This window comes from Halospina denitrificans (assembly GCF_004364635.1).
GTDB classification, from domain to species: domain Bacteria; phylum Pseudomonadota; class Gammaproteobacteria; order Pseudomonadales; family Oleiphilaceae; genus Halospina; species Halospina denitrificans.
Genome location: NZ_SOAX01000002.1, coordinates 107,936 through 132,881, shown reverse-complemented (window position 1 = coordinate 132,881; position 24,946 = coordinate 107,936). Strand labels below are relative to the sequence as shown.

Here is a 24,946-nt window from a genome sequence, read left to right as displayed (position 1 = left end):
GCCCCAGGCGTGATCTGGTCCCGGTCAGGCGCGTTCCCCGGCTTTCCCGAGCTGTGTTAGAGTACGGGTCCAATTTCAGGCGTTTGAACAGGTCATTGTGCTATGAAAACAGCAGAAGTACGCAGTGCGTTTCTGGAGTATTTCAGACAACAGGGTCATACGATTGTGCCGAGCAGCTCCCTGGTGCCGGCCGATGACCCGACGCTGCTGTTTACCAATGCGGGCATGAACCAGTTCAAGGACGCCTTCCTCGGGCGCGAGGACCGGGGTTATACCCGGGCGGTTTCCGCCCAGCGCTGTGTGCGGGCCGGCGGCAAGCACAATGACCTGGAGAATGTTGGCTATACGGCCCGCCACCACACCTTCTTTGAGATGCTGGGCAACTTCAGCTTCGGCGATTACTTCAAGAAGGAAGCGATCCACTATGCCTGGGAATTCCTGACCAGCCAGGACTGGCTGGGGCTGGACAAGGAGCGGCTCTGGGTCACCGTCTATGAAACGGATGAGGAAGCCTACCGCATCTGGAATCAGAAGATTGGGGTCCCGGAAGCGCGCATTGTGTGCATCGGGGACGAGGATGACGTGCCCTATAAATCCGACAATTTCTGGGCCATGGGTGATACCGGGCCCTGCGGTCCCTGCACTGAGGTGTTCTACGACCATGGCCCCGAGGTTGAGGGTGGACCGCCCGGCAGCCCGGAGGAAGACGGCGACCGTTATATCGAGATCTGGAACGTGGTCTTCATGCAGTTCAACCGCACCGCCGACGGGCAGATGCACAACCTGCCAAGTCCGTCCGTGGATACGGGCATGGGGCTTGAGCGCATCACCGCAGTTCTACAGGGCGTCCACAGCAACTATGAAATCGACCTTTTCCAGGATCTCCTGGCGGCGGTTTCTGACGTTCTCGGTGGGGTGGATACCTCCCAGGCATCCGTGCGTGTCATTGCCGACCATATCCGTTCCTGCGCCTTTTTGATTTCCGATGGCGTGATGCCTTCCAATGAGGGCCGGGGTTTCGTGCTCCGCCGCATCATTCGCCGGGCCGCGCGGCACGGCAACAAGCTCGGCGCCACGGGGGCTTTCTTCCACAAGCTTGTGGCACCCCTTGAATCGCTGATGGGTGAAGCCTACCCGGAACTCCAGAAGGCCCGTCCCCAGATCGAGAAGATCCTGCTCCAGGAGGAGCAGCAGTTCGCGCGGACGCTGGAGAAAGGGCTCCGCCTCCTGGAGGACGACATCAGCAGGCTGGAGAACAACGAAATACCCGGGGAGACCGTCTTCACGCTTTATGACACCTACGGATTCCCCGTGGACCTGACTAATGACATTGCCCGCGAGCGCGGTCTGACCCTGGATCTTGAAGGCTACGAGAAGGCCATGGAGGCCCAGCGGGAACGGGCGCGAGCGGCCAGCAAGTTCGGGGTTGATTACAATGCGGGCCTGTCACTGTCAGGCCATACAGAGTTCGTGGGATACAATAACTTCCACGGTAAGGGCGAAGTCCGGGCCGTTCTGGTCGACGGCGAGCAGAAGCAGGCCACGGTCGGGGATCACGCTGTGGTGATCCTGGATCAGACGCCGTTCTATGCCGAGGCTGGCGGCCAGGTGGGTGACACCGGTGTGTTGAGCTGGGCCGGCGGGCGGTTCGAGGTTGAGGATACCCGCAAGGAGGATGGCCACCACCTGCATATCGGCCGCGTGGTTGCAGGCGAGGTTGAGCCCGGCATGAGCGTGGACGCGGAAGTGAACGGCGAACGCCGGGAAAAGACCGCCCTCAATCACTCCGCGACCCATCTGCTGCATGCCGCATTGCGTGAAGTGCTGGGGGAGCATGTGGCGCAGAAAGGGTCACTGGTCAACGCGGAGCGCCTCAGGTTCGACTTTTCCCACTTTGAGGCGGTTACCCCAGAGGAAATGGCGCGTATCGAGGACAGGGTCAACGAGCAGGTCCGTGCCAATACCGGCGTGGAAACCCGCGTGACGGATATGGAAACCGCCAAGTCCATGGGGGCCATGGCGCTCTTCGGGGAAAAGTACGGTGATACCGTCAGGGTGCTGTCCATGGGAACCGATGGCTTTTCCATCGAACTCTGTGGCGGAACCCATGTTCACCGTACCGGCGACATTGGTCTTTGTCGGATTGTCGCAGAAACCGGGATCTCCTCCGGCGTGCGGCGGATTGAAGCACTTACAGGGGACGCGGCCCTGGCGCACGACCGCAGTGTTGAAAACCAGCTCAACCGTATCTGTGGCCTGGTCAAGGGCTCGCACGAGAACGTCGTTGAGCGGGTGGAAGGCCTGAGTGAACGCAACCGCTCCATGGAGAAAGAGATCGAGCGGCTCAAAGCCAAGCTCGCAAGTTCCGCGGGCAGCGATCTGGCCTCGAGCGCCGTCGATGTGAATGGCATCAAGGTTGTGGCAGCGGACATGCAGGGCGCCGACCGCAAGGCACTGATGGAGACAGCAGACCAGCTCAGGAACAAACTCGGTACTGCCGTGATCCTCCTGGGCGCCGTTGAAGACGGTAAGGTCACCCTGGTGGCCGGTGTGACAAAGGATCTCACCGGCACACTGAAAGCGGGCGACCTGATGAAGTCCGTCGCCCCCAAGGTTGACGGCAAGGGGGGCGGTCGCCCGGATATGGCCCAGGGAGGCGGCAGTGATCCGGATGGCCTTCCGGACGCCATTGCAGCGGTTGAAGGCTGGGTTCGGGACAACTCGGGCGCCTAAGGGCTATCCCTCCCTGTACACAGTAGTCATGATGGTTATAATTCGCGGCGGCCGTGAGCGGCGACTCAAACAGAGCCTGACCCTCAGAGAGGAACGAGCATAGAATGGCGTTGTACGTAAAAAAGTTCGGCGGAACATCCGTCGGGTCGGTGGATCGCATTGAAGCGGTTGCCGATAGCCTGAAGGCCGCCCGCGATGCCGGAGACGATGTTGTCGTGGTCGTATCGGCCATGAGCGGTGAGACCAACCGGCTGATTGAGCTTGCCCAGGCGGTGACGGATGAGCCCGCTCCCCGGGAAATGGACGTTCTTGTGTCCACGGGTGAGCAGGTCACCATTGCGCTGCTGGCGATGGCGCTTCTCAAGCGCGGTATCGATGCACGCTCGTACACCGGCAGCCAGGTTCGGATCACCACGGACAGCGCCCATACAAAGGCCCGCATCCAGAATATCGATCAGCACAACATGCGTGAGGATCTGGACGCTGGCCGCGTGGTGGTGGTTGCCGGTTTTCAGGGCATGGATGAACAGGGGCATATCACCACGCTGGGTCGGGGCGGCTCGGATACCACGGCCGTGGCCCTGGCGGCAGCGCTGAAGGCGGATGAGTGCCATATCTACACCGATGTGGACGGTGTCTATACAACAGACCCACGGATCGTGGACAGCGCGCGCCGGCTGAGCACCATTACCTTCGAGGAAATGCTGGAAATGGCCAGCCTCGGCTCCAAGGTGCTGCAGATCCGGGCTGTGGAATTTGCGGGTAAATACAACGTACCGGTGCGGGTGCTGTCCAGCTTCAAGCAGGGGCCCGGCACCCTCATTACGTTTGATGATGAGGACGATATGGAAAAGCCAGTAGTCTCCGGCATCGCATTCAACCGCGATGAAGCAAAACTGACCGTCGTGGGTGTAACAGATATACCGGGCTGCGCGTCCCGTATACTGAAGCCTGTCAGTGACGCTGGCATCGAAGTGGATATGATCCTCCAGAATGTGGGCTCGGATAACCGTACCGATTTCACCTTCACGGTCCACCGTAACGATTACCGTCAATCACTGGAGCTTCTGCAGGCGCTGGGCAGCGAACTGGACGTGCGGGCTGTCCAGGGTGATGAGCACATTGCCAAGGTATCCATTGTGGGCGTCGGAATGCGCTCCCACGCGGGTGTCGCCTCCAGGATGTTTGACGCATTGTCCGCGGAAGGCATCAATATCCAGATGATTTCCACGTCCGAGATCAAGATCTCGGTGGTGATTAACGAGAAATATCTTGAACTGGCTGTTCGCACTCTGCACAGTGCCTTCGAGCTGGATCAGGTAGAAGCGCGGGAAGAATAACAATAGGACAGGGAATGACTGGCGAAAATGCGTGTAAGCTCCAATAATGAGGAAGCTGAAGCGATAACGATAAGATAATCGCTCCAGAGCCGGCAATACAGTCGGTGTATGGAAGCGTATAACCGTGAAGCGGTTTTTTGGGACAAGGAGCTTGGGAAATGCTGATTCTGACACGGCGTGTTGGCGAGACACTGATGGTCGGCGATGAGGTAACCGTTACGGTCCTCGGCGTTAAGGGAAATCAGGTGCGTATTGGGGTTAACGCCCCCAAGGAAGTCGCGGTTCATCGCGAGGAGATCTACCAGCGCATCCAGCAGGAAAAGGACGAAGGGGAAACCGAGGAAGACTGAGTGCTTTATCTCGGTCCCCTGCGGCGTATATCGGGAATTTTCTTGGGCACATCCCTATGAAATCTCATCAGATATGCTAGTATACGCCGCGTTCTCAAGGAGAGGTGGGTGAGTGGCTGAAACCAGCTCCCTGCTAAGGAGCCGTACGCATTGCGCGTACCGAGGGTTCGAATCCCTCCCTCTCCGCCATTACTTGCGGCTGTAGCTCAGCTGGATAGAGCACGTGGCTACGAACCACGGGGTCGGGGGTTCGAATCCTCCCAGCCGCACCATATTCAGACTGATACCAGGAAGGTGTCAGCATCTGCTCAGTTGAAGTGAGCAGAAGTGTTCAGCTGGGAGGTGAGAACCCCCGGGGGTTCGACCGAAACCGAACGCAGTTCGGTTGAGGAACAGCGCCGCAGGGCGGCGCTGGCCCCGGAGGGGCGAGGCCGTCAGGCCGAGTAATCCTCCCAGCCGCACCATTTATTAATGACCAGAACCTGCCTTAATTGAGCGGCTGTAGCTCAGCTGGATAGAGCACGTGGCTACGAACCACGGGGTCGGGGGTTCGAATCCTCCCAGCCGCACCATCCTGATCGATCCAATCGGTCCATCCCCTGATAAAGCACAGTTGTCCCAACCCAATGAAATAGAAGCAAAAATTTCATTCCAAGACTGGGTGAGGCCGTATTTTTTGTTGCTCGCAGGATTGAGAAACTGTAAATTATGGCAGATTTTCCAAAGGCCGTGACCGGCAATCCACCACACCAGATATTCCCTTAAGGTGAGAGTTCCATGACTGAACTGATGGGAAACGCCCTTGATCTGATGATGGTTGGAATGGGATTCGTGTTCTCATTCCTGATCATCCTTGTGTTCGTGACCATGCTCATGTCGCTGATCGCGACGCGGATCGCCCCGGCGGAAGCCAAGCCGGCGCGCACCGGCGGCGACAACAGGACCGGTGGCGGATCATCGCCCATGGATGACCCAAAACTGATGGCAGTGATCTCCGCGGCCGTTTCAAAATATCGTGACCGCCACCGACAGTGACCGATAAGAGGCCCATCGCAGGGCCCGGCTCCTCATTTGAAAACAGAAGGTCTCAATGATGACAGATACCAAACAGCCTCTGGGAATAACGGATCTCGTCCTGCGCGACGCCCATCAGTCCCTGTTTGCAACCCGCATGCGCCTCGACGATATGCTTCCGATTGCCGACAAACTGGACCAGGTCGGGTTCTGGTCTGTTGAATCCTGGGGCGGCGCCACCTTCGATTCCTGCATCCGCTATCTGGGCGAAGACCCCTGGGAGCGGATTCGTGAACTCAAGAAGGCGATGCCGAATACCCGCCAGCAGATGCTGCTGCGCGGCCAGAACCTGCTGGGTTACCGGCATTACGCGGACGACGTTGTGAAGCGTTTTGTCGAGCGTGCGGCCGACAACGGCGTTGACGTCTTCCGCATTTTTGATGCGATGAACGACCCCCGCAACCTGGAAACTGCCATCAAGGCCGCCCGGGAGACGGGCAAGCACGCTCAGGGCACGATTTCCTACACCGTGAGCCCCGTGCACACGATCGAAATGTGGGTGGACCTGGCGAAGAAGGTCGAGTCCATGGGAGCCGATTCACTGGCGATCAAGGACATGGCCGGGCTGATGAAGCCCTATGTCTGTTACGACCTGATCACCCGCCTCAAGAAAGAACTCAGCATCCCCATCCAGTTCCATTCCCACGCCACCACCGGCATGTCCACCGCCAGCATCGTCAAGGCCGCCGAAGCGGGCGTTGATCGTGTGGATACGGCCATCTCCTCCATGAGCATGACCTACGGGCACTCACCGACGGAATCGGTAGTGGCCATCATGGAAGGCACTGGCCGTGACACCGGCCTGGATATCGAGAAACTGGAAGAGATCGCCAAGTACTTCCGTGAAGTGCGCAAGAAGTACGCGCAGTTCGAGGGCTCTCTGCGCGGTGTCGACTCGCGCATTCTGGTGGCGCAGGTGCCCGGGGGCATGCTCACCAACATGGAAGGCCAGCTCAAGGAGCAGGGCGCCACTGACAAGATGGACGAGCTGCTGACGGAGATCCCCAAGGTGCGCAAGGACCTGGGTTATATCCCGCTGGTGACGCCGACGTCCCAGATCGTGGGCACCCAGGCGGTGCTCAACGTGCTGACCGGCGAGCGCTACAAGTCCATTTCCAAGGAGACGTCCGCGCTGCTCAAGGGTGAATACGGCGCGGCGCCGGCCGACTGCGACAAGGAACTGCAGAAACGCGTCCTGGATGGGGCCGATCCCATTACCTGCCGTCCGGCTGATCTGATTGAGCCGGAAATGGAAAGACTGACCAGCGAGCTGAAAGAAGAGGCCAGCAACAAGGGCTTCAAACTGGCCGACCAGGAAGTGGATGACGTCCTGACCTACGCGCTCTTCCCGCAGATCGGTCTCAAGTTCCTCGAGAATCGCGGTAATCCGGATGCCTTCGAGCCGGCACCCACCCTCGAGTCTGCCCAGGCGGCGGCCGCTCCGGCCAAGCAGTCGGGCGAGCCGGAAACCTACACCATTACGGTGGAGGGCCAGTCCTATGTGGTTCAGGTGGCCGAAGGTGGCGACATCACCAACGTCCAGCCGGCACAGGGTGGCCAGGGTGGTGGCCAGCAGCAGGGATCCCAGCCGGCGGCTGCGCCCGCTGGCGGTGGTGAGCCGGTCTCCGCGCCGCTTGCCGGGAACATCTTCAAGGTCCATGTGGGGCCCGGTGACCAGGTCAACGAGGGTGATGTGCTGATCATTCTCGAGGCCATGAAGATGGAAACCGAGGTGAAGGCGGACCGTAGCGGTACCGTTGGTAATGTGAGCGTCAAGGTCGGCGACAGTGTCGTCGTCGGTGATGAACTGCTGACTCTGGGATAAAAAGGCTGTACCAATGGACAACCTGATGACGTTATGGACCGGAAGCGGTCTTTATAACCTTTCACCGGGCGCAGCGGTAATGATGCTGGTCGGCCTGGTACTGCTTTATCTTGCGATCAACAAGAAGTTTGAACCGCTGCTGCTGGTGCCGATTGGTTTCGGCACCATTATGGCGAACCTCCCGGAGGCTGGCCTTGCGGCCAGTGCCGTGGAGAACGCCATCTACAGCGAGACGCCAAGGGTTCTCGCGGCGCTGGCAACCGTGATGGATGTCAGCTTTGAGGCCTCCCAGAAGGTGACGCCGGAAGTCGTTCAGACCTTCATTGAAGCCTATAAGAACCTGGATGCCGAGGCGACGCTTGCAGCCAAGCAGATCGCTGCGGACCAGGGCTATTCGCCCGGAATTATCCAGTCCTTTTATGTGGTTGCCATCGAAAGCGGGGTGGCGCCTCTGCTGATCTTCATGGGCGTCGGCGCCATGACCGATTTTGGGCCGTTGCTGGCCAATCCCAAGACCATGCTGCTGGGGGCAGCGGCTCAGTTCGGTATCTTCAGCACCGTTCTCGGGGCTGCACTGCTGGATATGTCCGGCCTGATGAGCTTCAACATCGCCGAAGCGGCTGCGATCGGTATCATCGGTGGCGCGGATGGGCCGACCTCGATCTATGTCTCCAGCGTTCTGGCGCCGCACCTGCTTGGCCCGATCGCCGTGGCGGCGTACTCCTACATGGCGCTGGTGCCGTTGATCCAGCCTCCGATCATGAAGGCGTTCACTACTGCGGAAGAGCGCAAGATCAAGATGACCCAGCTTCGCGAAGTGGGCAAGCTGGAGAAGATCGTCTTTCCGGTCTCAATCCTGCTGCTGGCCGGCATGTTCCTGCCGGATGCCACGCCGCTTCTGGGGATGTTCTGCTTTGGTAACCTGATGAAGGAATGCGGGGTGGTCGACCGCCTGAGTGATACTGTTCAGAACTCACTGATCAACGCGGTCACCATTATCCTGGGCCTGTCCGTCGGCTCGAAGATGGCCGCGGAGCAGTTCCTGAACGCCCAGACCCTGGGTATTCTGGCCCTGGGCATGGCGGCTTTCGCCGTGGGCACGGCCACGGGCGTGCTTATGGCCAGGCTCATGAATGCGATGACCAAGGAAAAGATCAATCCGCTGATCGGTTCCGCCGGTGTCTCCGCCGTGCCCATGGCGGCCCGGGTGTCCAACAAGGTCGGCCTTGAGGCCAATAATCAGAACTTCCTGCTCATGCACGCCATGGGCCCCAACGTGGCCGGCGTTATCGGCTCCGCTGTGGCGGCTGGTGTCATGATCAAGTTCGTGGGCGGCTAAGGCTCACTCGCTCGTGGTGGCTGGCTCCGGAAGAGGCCAGCCACCCAGCGCCTTCCAACGATTGACGATGAAGCAGAACAGGTCCGCGGTCTTCTCCGCATCATAGGCGGCCGAGTGCGCTTCCTTGTTATCAAACGACAGTCCTGCCAGCCGACAGGATTCCGCCAGCACCGTATGACCCAGCGCCAGTCCCGCCAGGGCGGCCGTGTCGAAGGTGGAGAAAGGGTGGAAGGGGTTGCGTCGGATCTCGTTGCGCTCCGCGGCTTCCTTGAGGAATCCCAGATCGAAAGTCGCGTTGTGGCCCACCAGGATGGCGCGCTTGCACTGGTTCCGGCGAATGGCCCTGCGGATCGGCTGGAACAGCTCCCGCAGTGCCTCGCCCTCGGGACGGGCATCCCGCAGCGGGCTCCAGGGATCAATGCCCGTGAACTCCAGGGCGGCCTTTTCCAGGTTCGCCCCCTCGAAGGGCTGGATGTTGTACTGGAGGGTTTCGCCGCGCTCCAGCCAGCCATCGTCGTCCATTTCGACGAGAACGGCGGCGATTTCCAGTAACGCGTCCGTTTTATCGTTGAACCCGCCAGTCTCCACGTCGATTACCACGGGCAGGTAGCCACGGAAGCGTTGCTGCATCAGGGTGGGCGTTTCGGATGTCTTGCTCACTCAGTCCTCGTTTCAGCCGTCGGCCAGTTGCCAGTTCAGAGTTGCGCCCGCATTCAGGGGGACGATGGGCTCCGCGTCCTCATGCAGGACCTCGGGAATGGTCCAGGGGGCGCGGCGCAGGGTGATGCGGTCGTTGTTGCGCGGCAATCCGTAGAAATCAGGCCCGAAGTGCGACGCGAAGTCTTCCAGCCGCTCCAGGGCGCCCGCCTCCTCAAAGAACTGGGCGTAGAGCTCAATGGCCGCAAATGCCGAGTAGCACCCCGCACAACCACAGGCGGACTCCTTGCGGTAACGGTCATGGGGCGCCGAGTCCGTGCCCAGGAAAAAGCGCGAATCGCCGCTGATGGCGACCTCCCGCAGCGCTTCCTGATGATCCCGTCGCTTGAGGATGGGCAGGCAGTAGAAGTGCGGGCGGATACCGCCCACCAGCAGGTGGTTGCGATTGAACAGCAGGTGCTGGGGGGTAATGGTTGCCCCGAGGTTGCGCTCGCGTGAGCGCACGAAGGCGGCCGCATCCGCCGTGGTGATGTGCTCCATCACGACCCGGAGCTCGGGGAGGCGGCTCAGCAGCGGCTCAAGGACGTTATCAATGAAGGCTTTTTCCCGGTCAAAGATGTCGATCTCTGCCTGGGTAACCTCGCCATGGACCAGAAGCAGTATGCCTTCCTCGGCCATGGTTTCCAGAGTCGCCTGGAGTTTGCGGATATCCATGACCCCGGAATCAGAGTTCGTGGTGGCGCCGGCCGGATAGAGCTTGCACGCGATGATGCCCTGGGCGGCGGCCTCCCGGATCATCTCCGGTGTGGTGTTGTCCGTCAGGTAGAGCGTCATCAGCGGCGTGAACGCGCTCTCCGGAGGGCAGGCGCCCAGGATGCGTTCCCGGTAGGCCAGTGCCTCCGCCGTGGTGGTCACCGGGGGCGTCAGGTTGGGCATAACGATGGCGCGCCCGAAGCGTCTGGCCGAGGCCGGGGTCACCTGTTGCATGAGGGCACCGTCACGAAGATGCAGGTGCCAGTCGTCGGGGCGAGTCAGGGTAATGGAGTCAGTCATGGGCGAAAGTGTACCAGAATCGCGCCTGGAGTTTATCGGAAACCGGCCGGGAATTGACGATTGACCCATTGGCTCTGACACCCACCCTTGCCGTACAATAGCGCCTGTTTTTCAGGATCAAGTCGCAGACAGACAGGCGGAGCAACGATGTCAGACATCAACAAGGTCGTACTGGCCTATTCGGGCGGGCTCGATACCTCGGTAATCGTCAAATGGCTTCAGGAAACCTACAACTGTGAGGTCGTCACCTTCACGGCCGACATAGGGCAGGGCGAGGAAGTCGAACCGGCACGGGAGAAAGCCAAATCCCTTGGCGTGAAGGAAATCTACATTGAGGACCTGCGCGAGGAATTCACCCGCGACTACGTCTTCCCGATGTTCCGGGCCAACGCCGTCTACGAGGGCGAGTACCTGCTGGGCACCTCCATTGCCCGCCCGCTGATCGCCAAGCGACTGGTTGAGATCGCCGACGAGACCGGCGCCGATGCCATTTCCCATGGCGCAACAGGCAAGGGCAACGACCAGGTCCGCTTTGAACTGGGCGCCTACGCCCTCAAGCCCGGCATCAAGGTGATCGCCCCCTGGCGCGAATGGGATCTCAACTCCCGCCAGAAGCTGCTCGACTACTGCGACCAGCATGGCATCAAGGTGGAAAAGCAGAAGGGCAAGTCTCCCTATTCCATGGACGCCAACCTGCTGCACATCTCCTATGAAGGCGAAGTGCTGGAGGATCCCTGGGCCCAGGCCGAGGACGACATGTGGCGCTGGAGTGTCTCCCCCGAGGAAGCGCCGGAAGAGCCCACCATCATCGACCTGACGTATCAGTGCGGCGACATCGTGGCCATCAATGGTGAAGCCATGAAGGCCCATGAAGTCCTGTCCTACCTGAACAAGGTCGCGGGCGAGAACGGCATCGGGCGCATCGACATTGTCGAGAACCGCTATGTGGGCATGAAGTCCCGGGGCTGCTATGAAACCCCCGGCGGCACCATCATGCTCAAGGCCCACCGCGCCATTGAGTCCATCACCCTGGACCGGGAAGTGGCCCACCTCAAGGACAGCATCATGCCGCGCTACGCCGAGGTGGTGTATAACGGATACTGGTGGTCACCGGAGCGCCGTGCCATGCAGGCACTGATTGATGAGACCCAGGGGCCCGTGAACGGTGACGTTCGCCTCAAGCTCTACAAGGGCAACGTGACGGTACTTGGCCGCCGCTCCGAGGACTCACTGTTCGATGAGAAAATCGCGACCTTTGAGGAAGACGAGGGCGCCTACGACCAGAAGGACGCAGAGGGCTTCATCAAGCTCAACGCCCTGCGCCTGCGTATTGCGGCCTCCAAGGGGCGCAAACTCTGAGGCTGTGAATGCCGGCCAGGCTCCCCGCCTGGCCGGATGCACAAGGACCGGGTTGGCAGAACTGCCAGCCCGTTTTGTTTTGTCGGACAATGAGTTTACCCTGCCGGCCGGTTACACTCTGCCCCTGTTCGTTACATACGGTAATTGCAGCCTTACGACCCATCACGTGAGCGTGGTTGCAATGTTGTTAAGGTATTAACAGTACCTAACTCTTTGACCTTTCCCCCTCATTAAGGACTCGCCGTGCTTCAAGACCGAATGCGCCACCTTGCTCTGGTGACTCTGCTCATTGCTCCGGGAATGGCGCTCGCCGATGGTGACTGGGACCAGTGGTCAGCCTCGGCCATGGTTGAGTATGTAAAGGCCGACGATGATCGCTTTGATATTGACGATGGTGCCGGTATGCGCTTCGCCGCGGGGCATCCGATCACCGAGTCCCTGGTCGCCGAGGTGGCGGTATTCGGGAATTCGCTGGATCGTGATGAGCGCAGTGGCAAGGACTGGCAGTACAACCTGGGGGTGGATGCCCTCTACCGCCTCCGTGAAGGGACTGTCACCCCCTATGTGATTGGTGGCGTGGGCGGCATGTACAATGACTATGCCGTTGGCACGGATACGGCACCGTATGCCAATGCCGGCCTCGGCGTTGAAATCCCCGTCTGGAAAAACCGCCTCTCCCTGCGTGCTGAAGCCCGTTACGCCGTTGACTGGGCGGACGACTTAGGGGGCAACGCCCCCTATGGCGATAATCGCTTCTTTGTCGGCGTCTCCATCCCGCTTTTCGGCGAGCCCGAACCGCCTGAACCAGTCATGCACACCAAAGTCGTCGAGCGTGAGCGGGTCGTGAAGGAAATCCCCGATATGCAGCCGCTGGACGGGGTTACCTTCGAATTCGACTCCGCCACGCTGACCCCCAATGCTCGCGTGGTGCTGATGCGCGTCGCCAGGGACCTGGAATATCACTCGGATGTCACCGTCCAGATCCGGGGCCACACCGATAGTATCGGCACCGCTGAATACAACCGGAAACTCTCCCAGGATCGCGCGGATTCCGTTAAGGACTTCCTGGTGTCGCAGGGAATCGCGGAGGAACGGATCACCACAAAAGGCTTTGGATTCAGTAAACCCGTGGCAACCAATGACACGGAAGAAGGGCGCCGCCTCAACCGGCGCATTGAAATGAAGCGGACCGATAAGGGTCAGGACAATGAGTAAACAAACACACTGGATAATCCCGACCCTTCTGGCCCTTCTTGTGCTCGCGGGCTGCCGGGCGGATGAATTTGATGAAGAGGCCCTTACGGAGGTATTCGGAGACACCATCGTTACCATTGAAAACGAAGACCACGGGGATGGGGAGATGGTGCTCTATGCCGCCGGAGATGAGGAACTGAGCGAGGTAAACCGCGTCTCAATGGATCATGCGGACAAGCTGTTTTCCGATGTGACCATCCCCAATCCCGCCGTGGTTGAGGCGCAATGGAAGGACGCCCCCAATCATGGTTCTATCGTCACTGGCATGGCGGAAGGGGATACCCTCGCCATGTGGCACCTGCCCCATGTCGGCTATCTGCTCGGCGAAAGGGATGGCTGGGCTCAGCTCAACGCGACACGGACCGATGCCCTGAACAAGGCCGTTGGTGATTCGCTCGCACCGGGTGTAGACAACCTCCATGCAGCGACCGGTTACCTCGATGAAGACCCGGAGTCGCGCAGCCTCGGTGTCAACGATCCTGACCTGATTACCCTCTACCGCATGGCGCTTGAAAGCCTTGTGATGAGTGACAGCACCCAGGCTGAGGACGAACTCGAAGCTTTTCTCAATGATGCCGGATCCGGTGTTCTGGACGGCCGGGGTCGCAATGGTTACCTGCTGGACCTGGTCCAGTACAATCCCCTGAAGTTCAACCCCTTATATAAAATGGAGCTGAGCGGATTCGCCCGTGAATTTGGCAATGATGAGCTGATTAGAACCATCACCGATGATGGGGACACCGAGGGGGTCGAGCCGAGGCGCTTTGTGTCCAGCGACGGACGTTGCGACGACCAGTTTGTGTCCAACTACTTTCGGGCCAACGCACAGGCCGACATTAAGCTGGACGCCGTCGAAGTGAACGGCCAGTACGGCGATTTTCTGGAGCAGGGAGTGACATACACCTTTGCCATTGATGAAGACGGCACCGTGACCGTTAAGGACAGTAATGGCGATACCGTTACGGACGGCAATGACGATCCGCTGACGGTTGCCCGGCCGGAGCTTTTCACCTGCAGCCAGCAGGCCTTTGACGGCAGCCAGGACCAGAGCCTGGTGCGCTATGTTTCGGACTCGCTCTCAAGTGCCGCACCGGAGCAGAGGGAAGAGCTCGTCATGGTTGGCAGCGGCGATCAGGCCCTTGCTGGCGAGGGCGAGGGTGGCGGCGTCTACATTGCGACAGAGTCCGGGGATCAGCTGGCTGTATTCGGGGATGTGGATCCCTATCGCGGCTATGAGCCTCCCAAAGAGGACAGTGTTTCCTCAGCCTGCGGATTGGATGGCTATTACTATTTCGCCCGGGAAGCAGAAAATGTCACAGCGACGACTGAGACTCCTGACCTCGGGGCCTCGATCGACAACGAAGAGCTGTTCGTCGACGGCGAGGCGGGAACGGCGGCCTCCATCACCATAGATCTCAGCCTCTTGGGGTCCGGCACTGCCGATCTGACGGCCACGGCCGATGAGGCACCAATGGGGGACCTGGAGAATGTGCTGGTCCTGGTTTCGAGAGCTGATGACGAGTCTCTGAGTGTCAGCGCGCTGGACGGTGTCACCATCACGACCTACAAGGATGGTGAGGTGCAGACTGTCTATGAGGAGGGCACGTTTCTGGACGCGGACCTCGCGGGCACGTTGAGTAACGATAACCTTGAGGTTATCAAGTTCAGCACCACCAAGGCTTTCGATACGCTCGAGTTCAGCGTTGATGGTAATCTGGAGCTGGACACTGGAATCGAGGTACACGAAGCCTGTTACGGCGCAGGCACAACAAACTGATACATGGTGGGCCGGGGTCATCCGGTCCATCCTGTCGTTCCGGCTGGGAGCCACCGCTGCAATGGCCTCCTTTTAGTTACAGTACGCAATAATGCGAATTGGGAACTTGCTCCCAAAAGCATGCCTGCCATAGTGTTGCGCTGCCTGGATCAGCCGGATTCAGAAAAGCGCCACCGTATTAAGGGCTTATCGCCCCAAGCAGTATTACATCATGCAGTAAAGACCTGGGAGAAACCGTTGTCGGATTCGTTGTTCCGTCTGGTCTGCCTGGTTCTGCTGGCTGTCCCCCTCCTGTCCGGGGCAGAACCGCGGGAACAGAGACTTGTTGTTGGGTACGTCGACTTCCCGCCTTTCACCTATACGGATGATCGCGGAAAAGCTGTGGGGTACCTGAATGAGATAACCCGTGAGGTCGCCTCACATTCCGGGCAAAAGCTGGAATTCGTTGAGCTGCCGCCGGCAAGGCTCGAAAGGGGACTTCGCACTGGCAAGGTGGATGTGTTTCAGGGCATCCGCACCTTCGCGGATCAGTCCGATAGGATGGTCGCCGGCGACAGCCTGCTGCTCCCCATCACTCTGGCCGTCTACCAGCGGCCGGGGGACGAGCCATTCAGTGCATTCGAGGACTTTGTCGACAAACGTGTCGGCGTGCTTCGAGGCTACGCCTATGGCGGTCTCATTGAAAAACTGCGAGCCAACCCCGCCATCAGCCTGATGACCGTAAACTCCCGGGATTCCGCCTACCGCGTGCTGATCGGCGAGCGGGTGGACTTCCTCCTGGATTACGTTCACCCCGCCAGCGAGGCTCTGGCAGAATTGGGGAGCCCGACCCTCCAGCATAAACCTCTCAGGACCCTGGATACCTACTGGACGGTGTCCGACGTCGATGGCGATGCGAGGCAGATTCTTGAACGCCTTGAGGCAAGCTACGCAGAGCTGAAGGAGGAGGGCGAGGTGGTGACCTCCTTCAGCAGCCAGTAAGTTCTATTTCAGACGCTCAGGCAGGTGCTTTCTGAGGTTCTTCGCGTCCATGTGTGAGAAGTCCTTGCCGATTTCCTCGACCACCAGGGACTTCAGTTCCGGCTTGAAATGCTTGCGAAGCTCGCCCAGGAACCTGGGTGGCGCCGCGATATAGAGCTTTTCCAGCTCCCCCTTGTTTCGTGCCTTTTCCAGCTTGTCGGTAAGTTCCCTGGCAAACTTCTGGGCTTCAACCTCCTTGGGATCCGTGGGGTCTTCCATGGCACTGCGACCACTGTAGTTGGAATCCGCCGCTCGCCCGGGTTTGTCCGTCGTCAGGTCGCTGTCATGCAGTCGCGCCTCCGGGTTCACATCGGAGCTCAGTTCAATAAGCTCACCCGTGGGCGAGTCCACCCGGAACAGTCGCGCCTTGCTGGCATCAGCCACCAGAATGCGGACCTTGGGCATGGTGAAGTGCGGATTGTTCATGAAGCCTCTCCTTTGCGAAGTGACTGAAATGGCGGGGAAATCAGAGTGACCCCAACTTCGACAATAGATGATCTGCGGGGGTGGGGCAAGAGGCAGGTGAGCAGACATAAAAAAGCCCCGGCGGACCGGGGCTTGGGTAGCAACATTAGATCAGTTCTGGATTACAGATCCATCCCGGTCACCGCCAGTTACTTCTTTTGGAGTTGCAGTTGATTCGATCAGGTCAACTGTTTGGAAAACCAGCTCCCCGAAGAAGCTACTAGCATTCCCCTGGGTGACCAGTGGTTCACCTCCTTGGGCGATTTCACGGGTCTTCAGAACATCACCCTCTTCAGCTGTTTCCGCGCGTGGGAACACCGGAGTAGCGTGGAGACCTTTAGTATATCGAGTGATCGCCGGCGTGGCGGTTGTAGCGGTCCCAGTATTGGTGGCGCCTAGCAGTGTTTGAAAAGGTTCTGAACCGCTAAGAGGCGCTGCCGGTGAATCCACATTCAGCCCGTTCGGGAAAGTGATCTCCAGCGGAGCAGTATCGTAGATTTCAACGTTACTGCTGTACCTGGTATCCGCACCATTAGGAGTTGTCCTATCGCCGTTAACCTGAGAAAGCAGGATGTTGGTTGATTTCAAGTCTGATGCGAAGTTGATCGGATCAACCGTATCCAAAGTGTTCTGGTTAACGTTCAGGAAGGTTTCCAGGTCTGCATCACCCTGGCTAAGGCCGGCCGCCTGCTGAAGCCCGCCAAGAATAGTGGGGGCAAAACTTGGCGAGTTCTCCAGCAGCCGAGTGATGCCAGCAACCGGCGTGATCAGGTGGGTGCCGCTGACATCAAGGGAGTCCAGATTCGTCCACGAGGACTGGATGCTTGCATCGGTTCGCTGAACAGCGCGTGCAACAGAACCAGCAAAAGCGCCGCCATTCAAGGTGCCAAGTGAGTGGCCCACAAAATAGACGTTGCTTTCATCAATATTAAGCTGGGATAGCGAAGCCCGAAGATTCATCATGTCTAACGAGCCCTGCCGCAGATTATCGCGGTTGTTCAGGAAATTGGTCAGGTTTATGAACAGTGACCCGGAGGAGCCAAAAGCTGCAGATTCATCGAAATTCATCTCAGCCGGGGCATTAGCTTCGTTAGCGCTATACCCGAAATGACGTTCGGTTACACCGTCGCCATTGATCCCGGCTTGTTCGTAGACCGGATCAATCCCTGCAATGGTGCTGCCTGCACGAGTATTTGTGTCGATAAAGGCGTTCACCGTACCGGAATCGAGATTGCCATTAGTATTATCTACTACCGTTTGAGTATCGCCTTCGACAATCGCTGTTCGGTTCTCTTCAGTGTTGAAGCTGGGGTCTGCACTCGCAAGCAGCGTTCCAGCCAGTTCAAGACGCTCTTCGGTAGAAACCGGCGCAATCCCGTGTAGCGGCTGGTCAATGGCCATGACCACAAGATCACCACCACCTGTTGCCGTTTCATAAGCATTGATCAGCTGACTTCCGAAAGCGAGCGCGGCGCTACGATCAGTTGTGATCCCATGTTGAAAGATGACCACCGGATAGTCTGTGCCGCTGCTCTCAAGGGTGCTTGCGTCGACGTTAGCGTTGGTCATTGTCAGCAGTGGGACTTCGATATCCTTCTGCTTTTCCGGGAATGGGAAGTTGTAGTTCAGTACTGAGCTCTTCTCAGAGTCTGCCTGTGGAATATCGAAGCCTGTGGCGCTTGCAATTGCGCTAGCAAGGGACTCGTCAGGTGTCCACGCGCTGGTGCGAATAGGTGAGCCATCTGAAGAACTGGGCGCTTTCAGGTAATAGGGCAGCGTAATAGAGCCGTGGTGAATCAAGATGTCGGTTGGGTCGACGAAGTTATCAAGCAATACCGATTGCTCTACAGCGTCAACGTTAGCTGCTTTGCTATCCACATCAACTGTTACCGCAGACGGTTCAGGAAACTCGATGTTATTGGAGTTGAGGTTTGATTTGACCAGCGTGCCGACGCAAGTGAATTTGCTTTCGAAGGTAACAGTGCCAGACCCAAGGTTGGTCTGGAAACCGTCAGTGGCGTCGTCCTGATCGGTATTACAGGGAGTCAGACCATCGTTATCAAAGTTCTTGCTGGGCGTAAAATCGGTAACAGCCGTGTTTACCGCATCGCGCACAGAGGAGAAATCGCTTGCGCCACTTTCTACCGCTGCAGAGGCGGCGCTTGTGGTTACCGACCGTTCAACCTGATCCCCAATCCACAGAGCGGGCCGGGCGAGGTAACTGAGGATGTCTTCATCAGCGCTGGTCGTAAAACTGTAACTCACCGCGATATCGTCAGCGCTGATCGGATCCATCTCCAAAGCATCACGGGTACCGTTGTTCACGGCAAAATAGCTTGAAGCTGTCGCTTCCCAGAAATTGTTGATCAGGCCTCGAACTGTATCAAGTGCCCCTCCGAGTGGATCCCCGTCGTCTTCCGTCAGCTTGGAGTAGGTGGGCGAAGCGGAAATGGGGTCGCCATTGACGTCCTTCACCTCGTTCGTGACGACTACCACATAGCGTTTTAGCGGATCCAGTGGCTGATTTGGGCGTATCCGGAGGGCGGAGGTGCCGTCCAGCTCCACTACGTCATGGTCAAAGCGTGGATTGGTCGCGATTTTGCCCAGATAAGTGCCAGCGTTGCCTGGGGTGGCGTCGGTACCGATCAGATCAGCCACGGCTTGCTTTTGAGCTGCGGTCAGGGTCGCCCCTCCAGCCAGCTGGGCCGTCAGCGCCACTGGCAACGTAGGCGGTTCCTGCGCGCTCAGTGCCCGTACCGGTTCTTCGCTGGGGTACTCCGTCTCGAGAAGGAAGACGTTCTGGTTCGGGTTCGGAATCGGATTACCTTCCGGGTCGAGGATGAACGACTGGGAATTGACCGTGCTCGCATCAATCTTGCCGTTAAACCGGAGAACCGCTGGCGCGACTGTTGAGGCGCCACTCAGGTTGTTCAGGGCATTCAGCACCGGGTTGTCTTCCTCGCCGGGCGGGATGCTGACGTCGAATGAGCCGTCGCCCGCTTCCGAGTCAAAAATAAGATCGTTCGGGACAGGAAGCTCGCTGGTTACCGGATTGAAGACCGGGTATGTCTTACCCTCGAACTGCGAGTCCTGGATCTTGGCCCGGGAACCCGCATTGGTATTGTCATTCGCATCTTCAAAGCAGCCCGTCAGAGCCACGGACGATGCCACGGCAAGGCTCAATAATGTTTTTTTGTACATAGGTAGGACCTTCCTTCCTTTTTCTTGTCGTATCTCGAGTCGGCGCTGGCGCTCCGATCAACCCAACTGATGAGACCGGTTGGTCCGGCCGAGTTTACGGTGCTTAATTGAAAAGGTAGTCCGTCGCCGATGCTTTGTCGAGGATGACGAACCGTTAATTTGGAGGCTTTACTGTCCGGGTTCAGGGCGTGATTATGGGGCGAGGACAAAACCATTAAGCGATCAATGGAGTGGGTATTATGAGCGAGCTGAAGAATGAGGCCTGTGAAGCCTGCAGCAAGGATTCACCCCTGGCCACGGAGGAGGAAAAGCGCAGCCTCGGCGCCGATGTGCCGGAGTGGCGCATGGTGACCCGCAATGGGGAAGAGCAGCTGGAGCGCACCTTCAAATTCAGGAATTTTGCCCAGGCGCTGGCGTTCACCAACCAGGTGGGCGAGTTGGCCGAGCAGGAGGACCATCACCCGATGCTGGTCACCGAGTACGGCAAGGTGACGGTGGTCTGGTGGACGCACAAGATCGGCGGTCTGCACCGCAACGATTTCGTGATGGCGGCGCGCACGGACGAGCTGTACGCGCAGCAGTAACCCGCCACCCGGGTGCGGGTTGTTCAGGGGTCAACCGCACCCGCACGATCCCTCTTTTCTGTGATATTATGGCGGGCTTTAGCGCGCCCGGCCCGGGCTGCGCTTGATCGCCGGACCACAACAGCCATAACCGCCAGTACACAGAAAGGATTACTTCCCGATGGGAGAGCTAGCCAGAGAAATCCTGCCGGTCAACATTGAAGAAGAGCTGAAGCAGTCCTACCTCGATTACGCCATGAGCGTCATCGTGGGCCGGGCCCTCCCGGACGTTCGGGACGGGCTCAAGCCGGTGCACCGCCGGGTGCTCTTCGCAATGGATGAGCTGGGCAACGACTACAACAAGCCCTACAAGAAGTCCGCCCGTGTGGTGGGTGATGTCATCGGTAAATACCACCCGCACGGTGACGCCGCCGTTTACGACACCATTGTGCGCATGGCGCAGCCTTTCTCCCTGCGCTACACCCTGGTTGACGGCCAGGGCAACTTCGGTTCCATCGACGGCGATAACGCGGCCGCGATGCGGTACACCGAGGTGCGCATGCGCAAGCTGGCGCACGAGCTGCTGGCGGACCTGGACAAGGAAACCGTCGATTACGTGCCCAACTACGACGGCACGGAGCAGATCCCGGAAGTACTGCCCACGCGGGTGCCGAACCTCCTGGTCAACGGCGCCTCCGGCATCGCGGTGGGCATGGCCACCAACATCCCGCCCCATAATATCGGCGAGGTCATCAACGCCTGCCTGGCGCTGATCGAGAATGACGAGCTGACCGTGGATGACCTCATGGAGTACATCCCGGGGCCGGACTTCCCCACCGAAGGGCTGATCAGCGGCCGCGCGGGCATTGTGGAGGCCTATCGCACGGGTCGTGGCCGCATCTATGTGCGCGCCCGCCACGACATTGAACATGACAAGAAGACCGGCAAGGACGTCATCGTCTTCAACGAGCTGCCGTACCAGGTGAACAAGGCGCGGCTGATCGAGAAGGTGGCCGAGCTGGTCAAGGAAAAGCGCATCGAGGGCATTTCCGAGCTGCGCGACGAGTCCAACAAGGAAGGCATCCGGATCGTGATGGAAGTCCGCAAGGGCGAGAATCCGGAAGTGATCGTCAACAACCTCTTCAAGCACACCCAGCTCGAGAACGTCTTCGGCATTAACGCCGTGGCGCTGGTTGATGGCGAGCCGCGCACCCTGAACCTCAAGCAGATGCTTGAGCGCTTCCTGCTGCACCGGCGCGAGGTGGTCACTCGCCGCACTATCTATGAGCTGCGCAAGGCGCGGGAACGGGGCCATATCCTGGAAGGCCTCTCCGTAGCGCTGGCGAACATCGACGAGGTCATCGAGCTGATCAAGTCGTCTCCTGCCGCGGCGGAAGCCAAGGAAAAGCTGCTGGCTAACGGCTGGCGCCCGGGCCAGGTGAACGAGATGCTCGAACGCGCGGGCCCCGATGCCTGCCGCCCCGATGATCTGCCCGAGGGCTACGGCCTGCGGGAAGGGAAGTACTGGCTCTCGCCGGAGCAGGCCCAGGCCATTCTGGATCTGCGCCTGCACCGCCTGACCGGCATGGAGCAGGAGAAGCTCTTCAGCGAGTACAAGGAAATCCTGGGTAAGATCGAGGGGCTGATCGAGATCCTGAGCGATCCGGACCGGCTGATGAGCGTGATCCGCGAGGAGCTGGAGAAGATCCGCGAGGAATACAGCGATCCGCGCCGCACGGAGATCGTCAGCTCACGCCAGGACCTGACCACGGCGGACCTGATCGACGAGGAAGACCTGGTCGTGACCATTTCCCACAGTGGCTACGCCAAGACGCAGCCGCTGGAGGACTACCGGGCCCAGCGCCGTGGCGGCCGTGGCAAGTCCGCCACCGCCATGAAGGATGAGGACTTCATCGAGAAGATCCTGGTGGCGAACTCCCACGACACCATCCTGTGCTTCACGGACAAGGGCAAGGTCTACTGGCTGCGGGTCTTCGAGATTCCCCAGGGCAGCCGGACCTCGCGCGGCCGGCCCATGGTCAATATCCTGCCGCTGGACGAGGACGAGCGCATCTCCACCTTCCTGCCCGTGCGCGAGTACACGGAAGGCCACTATGTGTTCATGGCCACCGCCAGCGGCACCGTGAAGAAGACGCCGCTGGAGAACTTCTCGCGGCCACGCTCCGCCGGCCTGATCGCCACCAACCTCGATGAAGGCGACCACCTCATCGGGGCGGCGATTACCGACGGCAGTACCGAGATCATGATGCTGGCGACCTCCGGCAAGGCCGTGCGCTTCACCGAGGACCAGGTCCGCTCCATGGGCCGGACGGCCCGGGGCGTGCGCGGCATCCGCCTGAAACCGGGCCAGCAGGTGGTCTCGCTGATCCAGCCGCATCCGGAGGGCTATATCCTCACGGCCAGCGAGCACGGCTACGGCAAGCGCACCCGCGTGGACGAGTTCCCGGCCTACAGCCGGGGCAGCCAGGGTGTGATCGCCATGCAGCGCTCCGACCGTAACGGTGACCTGGTCTGTGCGCTGCAGGTGTTCGAGGGCGATGAGATCATGCTGATTACCGACCAGGGCACGCTGGTGCGGACCGGCATCGAGGATGTCTCGGTGACCGGGCGTAATACCCAGGGTGTTCGCCTCATCCGCATGACGGGTGACGACGAGAAGCTTGTCGGCATCCAGCGGATCGAGGACAGCGGCAACGATGATGACGATGACGAAGTGGAACAGGACTAACCCATGACACGAGCCTATAACTTCTGCGCCGGGCCGGCCGCATTGCCGGCCGAGGTTCTGGAACAGGCGCGCGACGAGATGCTGGACTGGCAGGGCCGCGGCCTGTCGGTGATGGAAATGAGCCACCGGGGCGAGGCCTTCATGGGCATCGCCGAGCAGGCCGAGAAGGACCTGCGCGAGCTCATGAACATTCCCGATGACTACGCCGTGCTCTTCCTGCAGGGCGGCGCCAGCAGCCAGTTCTCGGCGCTGCCGTTGAACCTGGCCGGCCCCAATGACCCGGTGGACTACGTCAACACCGGCGTCTGGTCCCGCAAGGCCATTGCCGAAGCCGCCCGGATGGCGGATGTAAAGGAAGTGGCCAGCTCGGAAGCGGATGGTTACGCCCATGTGCCGGATCCGTCCCAGTGGCAGACCCGGGACAACGCGCGCTACCTGCACATCACGCCCAACGAGACCATCGGCGGGCTGGCCTACAATCGCTTCCCGGAGGCGGGCAATGTGCCGCTGGTGGCCGACTGGTCCTCCGCCATCCTCTCCGAGCCCGTGGATGTCTCGCGTTTCGGGATGATCTACGCCGGTGCCCAGAAGAATATCGGCCCCGCCGGCCTGACGCTGGTGATCGTGCGCCGTGACCTGATCGGCAACGCCCGCGAGGGCACGCCCGTGATGATGGACTATGCGGTGGCGGACAAGGCGGACTCCATGTACAACACGCCGCCCACCTATGCCTGGTACCTGGCCGGACTGGTCTTCCAGTGGCTCAAGCGCCAGGGCGGGCTGGAGGCCATGGCCGAGCGCAATCGTCGCAAGGCCAGCAAGCTCTATTCCTTCATTGATGAGAGCGCGTTCTACGCGAATCCGGTTAACCCGGAGAACCGCTCGTTGATGAACGTGCCCTTTACCCTGGCCGATGACAGCCTGAACGCGGCCTTCCTGGAAGGCGCGGAGGCGCGCGGCCTGCTGAACCTCAAGGGGCACCGCTCCGTGGGTGGTATGCGTGCGAGCATCTATAACGCCATGCCGGAAGAGGGCGTGGATGCACTGATTGATTACATGGCCGGATTTGAAAAAGAAAAAGGCTGATCATGAGTGATGAAGAGACGCGCCTGGGTGAACTCCGCGAGCGCATCGATACCATTGATGACGAGCTGCTGCGACTGATCAGCGAGCGTGCCGAGTGCGCGCGCACGGTGGCGGAGGTGAAGCAGCAGGCCAACCCGGATGAAGCCGTGGCCTTCTACCGCCCGGAACGCGAAGCCCGCGTTCTGAGGCGGATCAAGGAGCGCAATCCGGGCCCGCTGGCGGACGAGGAAATGGCGCGTCTGTTCCGGGAGGTGATGTCCGCCTGCCTGGCCCTGGAAAAGCCCATGACCATTGCCTTCCTGGGGCCCGAGGGGACCTTCACCCAGGCGGCGGCGCTGAAGCACTTCGGCCACTCCGTGCTGAGCACACCCCTGGCGGCCATTGATGACGTCTTCCGGGAAGTGGCTTCCGGGAACGCGGAATACGGCGTGGTGCCGGTGGAGAACTCCACCGAGGGCATGATCAACCATACCCTGGACATGTTCATGAGCTCGCCGCTGAAGATCTGTGGCGAGGTACAGCTGCGCATCCATCACCATCTTCTGGTCTCGCCGGAGGCGGATGCTGCCAGCATTACCCGCGTCTATTCCCACCAGCAGTCCTTTGCCCAATGCCGCAAGTGGCTGGACAGCCACTGGCCGATGCTGGAACGGATCACGGTGAGCAGCAACGCCGAGGCGGCGCGGCTGGCGAGCCTGGAGGAGGGCGCGGCGGCCATCGCCGGTGATATGGCGGCGTCCCTCTACGGGCTGGAAATCCGCCATGCCAACATCGAGGACCGGCCGGACAACACCACGCGCTTCCTTATTGTGGGCACGGAAGAGGTGCCGGTCAGCGGTGAGGACAAGACTTCCATCCTTGTCTCCATGCGTAACAACCCGGGTGCCCTTTACGGGCTGCTGGAGCCCTTCCAGCGCCACGGCATCGACCTGACCCGCATCGAGACCCGGCCCTCGCCCAACGAGACCTGGGCCTACGTCTTCTACATCGATTTCCGGGGCCACCGTGATGAGCAGGCCATACAGGCGGTGCTCGGCGAGGTGGAGGCCCAGTGCGTGGAAATGAAGCATCTCGGGTCCTACCCGATGGGGGTGCTGTGAC

At 59.8% G+C, this 24,946-nt stretch carries 18 protein-coding genes, 3 tRNA genes and 1 other RNA gene; 18 read left to right on the top strand and 4 right to left on the bottom strand.

Annotation, left to right across the window (positions count from 1 at the left end; genetic code table 11):
* Positions 1 to 102: 102 nt before the first annotated feature.
* The 10 genes from alaS (at position 103) to DES49_RS04195 (ending at position 8,661) form a co-directional block, all read left to right on the top strand.
* The gene (gene alaS / locus DES49_RS04240) at positions 103 to 2,733 is read left to right on the top strand and encodes an alanine--tRNA ligase (RefSeq protein ID WP_133735151.1); all 2,631 of its coding nucleotides are present in this window, start codon (positions 103 to 105) and stop codon (positions 2,731 to 2,733) included.
* A gap of 104 nt (positions 2,734 to 2,837) precedes the next feature.
* Positions 2,838 to 4,073 carry an aspartate kinase gene (locus DES49_RS04235; RefSeq protein WP_133735150.1) on the top strand — a complete coding sequence of 412 codons (1,236 nt, stop codon included), beginning with the start codon at positions 2,838 to 2,840 and terminating at the stop codon, positions 4,071 to 4,073.
* A 158-nt stretch (positions 4,074 to 4,231) separates the two neighbouring features.
* Entirely contained in the window at positions 4,232 to 4,423 is a 192-nt protein-coding gene (csrA, locus tag DES49_RS04230; RefSeq protein ID WP_133735149.1) for a carbon storage regulator CsrA, read from the top strand.
* A gap of 98 nt (positions 4,424 to 4,521) precedes the next feature.
* Positions 4,522 to 4,612, top strand: a tRNA-Ser gene (locus DES49_RS04225).
* A gap of 6 nt (positions 4,613 to 4,618) precedes the next feature.
* Positions 4,619 to 4,695: transfer RNA gene (locus tag DES49_RS04220), tRNA-Arg, on the top strand.
* Between the two features lie 50 nt (positions 4,696 to 4,745).
* Positions 4,746 to 4,887: non-coding RNA, RtT sRNA (locus tag DES49_RS04215), on the top strand.
* Between the two features lie 31 nt (positions 4,888 to 4,918).
* Positions 4,919 to 4,995 (top strand) — tRNA-Arg (locus tag DES49_RS04210).
* 205 nt (positions 4,996 to 5,200) lie between these two features.
* The gene (locus DES49_RS04205; protein ID WP_133735148.1) at positions 5,201 to 5,458 is read left to right on the top strand and encodes an OadG family protein; all 258 of its coding nucleotides are present in this window, start codon (positions 5,201 to 5,203) and stop codon (positions 5,456 to 5,458) included.
* A gap of 58 nt (positions 5,459 to 5,516) precedes the next feature.
* On the top strand, positions 5,517 to 7,322 hold the full coding sequence (gene oadA / locus DES49_RS04200) for a sodium-extruding oxaloacetate decarboxylase subunit alpha (protein ID WP_133735672.1): 1,806 nt from the start codon (positions 5,517 to 5,519) through the stop codon (positions 7,320 to 7,322).
* A gap of 25 nt (positions 7,323 to 7,347) precedes the next feature.
* Positions 7,348 to 8,661, top strand: a complete 1,314-nt coding sequence (locus DES49_RS04195; protein ID WP_133735147.1) for a sodium ion-translocating decarboxylase subunit beta — start codon at positions 7,348 to 7,350, stop codon at positions 8,659 to 8,661.
* Positions 8,662 to 8,664: 3 nt separating this feature from the next.
* On the opposite strand, the gene rnt is transcribed toward DES49_RS04195, so the two are convergent.
* On the bottom strand, positions 8,665 to 9,291 hold the full coding sequence (gene rnt / locus DES49_RS04190) for a ribonuclease T (RefSeq protein WP_133735671.1): 627 nt from the start codon (positions 9,289 to 9,291) through the stop codon (positions 8,665 to 8,667).
* Between the two features lie 42 nt (positions 9,292 to 9,333).
* Positions 9,334 to 10,371: a dihydroorotase gene (gene pyrC, locus DES49_RS04185; RefSeq protein ID WP_133735146.1), complete on the bottom strand. Its 1,038-nt coding sequence runs from the start codon at positions 10,369 to 10,371 to the stop codon at positions 9,334 to 9,336.
* A gap of 147 nt (positions 10,372 to 10,518) precedes the next feature.
* On the opposite strand from pyrC, the gene DES49_RS04180 reads away from it, so the two are divergent.
* From DES49_RS04180 to DES49_RS04165, 4 genes are all read left to right on the top strand, one after another.
* Complete coding sequence (locus DES49_RS04180; protein ID WP_133735145.1) at positions 10,519 to 11,730, top strand: argininosuccinate synthase; 1,212 nt, start codon at positions 10,519 to 10,521, stop codon at positions 11,728 to 11,730.
* Positions 11,731 to 11,973: 243 nt separating this feature from the next.
* On the top strand, positions 11,974 to 12,945 hold the full coding sequence (locus DES49_RS04175; RefSeq protein ID WP_133735144.1) for an OmpA family protein: 972 nt from the start codon (positions 11,974 to 11,976) through the stop codon (positions 12,943 to 12,945).
* Positions 12,938 to 14,761, top strand: coding sequence for a hypothetical protein (locus DES49_RS04170; protein ID WP_133735143.1), 1,824 nt, complete (start codon positions 12,938 to 12,940; stop codon positions 14,759 to 14,761). The genes DES49_RS04175 and DES49_RS04170 overlap by 8 nt, the downstream gene beginning before the upstream one ends.
* Positions 14,762 to 14,998: 237 nt before the next feature.
* Entirely contained in the window at positions 14,999 to 15,742 is a 744-nt protein-coding gene (locus DES49_RS04165) for a substrate-binding periplasmic protein (RefSeq protein WP_166645981.1), read from the top strand.
* 3 nt (positions 15,743 to 15,745) lie between these two features.
* Here the strand turns inward: DES49_RS04165 and DES49_RS04160 are convergent, their stop codons facing one another.
* Both DES49_RS04160 and DES49_RS04155 read right to left on the bottom strand, forming a co-directional pair.
* Positions 15,746 to 16,207: a host attachment protein gene (locus tag DES49_RS04160; RefSeq protein ID WP_166645980.1), complete on the bottom strand. Its 462-nt coding sequence runs from the start codon at positions 16,205 to 16,207 to the stop codon at positions 15,746 to 15,748.
* A 150-nt stretch (positions 16,208 to 16,357) separates the two neighbouring features.
* On the bottom strand, positions 16,358 to 19,447 hold the full coding sequence (locus DES49_RS04155) for a hypothetical protein (RefSeq protein WP_133735140.1): 3,090 nt from the start codon (positions 19,445 to 19,447) through the stop codon (positions 16,358 to 16,360).
* A gap of 239 nt (positions 19,448 to 19,686) precedes the next feature.
* Here DES49_RS04155 and DES49_RS04150 point away from each other — a divergent pair, with 239 nt between their 5' ends.
* The 4 genes from DES49_RS04150 to pheA all read left to right on the top strand — a co-directional run bounded on the left by DES49_RS04150 (position 19,687) and on the right by pheA (position 24,945).
* Entirely contained in the window at positions 19,687 to 20,031 is a 345-nt protein-coding gene (locus DES49_RS04150) for a 4a-hydroxytetrahydrobiopterin dehydratase (RefSeq protein ID WP_133735139.1), read from the top strand.
* A gap of 160 nt (positions 20,032 to 20,191) precedes the next feature.
* Positions 20,192 to 22,759 carry a DNA gyrase subunit A gene (gene gyrA, locus DES49_RS04145; RefSeq protein WP_133735138.1) on the top strand — a complete coding sequence of 856 codons (2,568 nt, stop codon included), beginning with the start codon at positions 20,192 to 20,194 and terminating at the stop codon, positions 22,757 to 22,759.
* Between the two features lie 3 nt (positions 22,760 to 22,762).
* Positions 22,763 to 23,845 (top strand): 3-phosphoserine/phosphohydroxythreonine transaminase, encoded by a 1,083-nt coding sequence (gene serC, locus DES49_RS04140; protein WP_133735137.1) that lies wholly within the window; start codon positions 22,763 to 22,765, stop codon positions 23,843 to 23,845.
* 2 nt (positions 23,846 to 23,847) lie between these two features.
* Entirely contained in the window at positions 23,848 to 24,945 is a 1,098-nt protein-coding gene (pheA, locus tag DES49_RS04135; protein ID WP_133735136.1) for a prephenate dehydratase, read from the top strand.
* The last annotated feature ends 1 nt before the right edge of the window (position 24,946 follow it).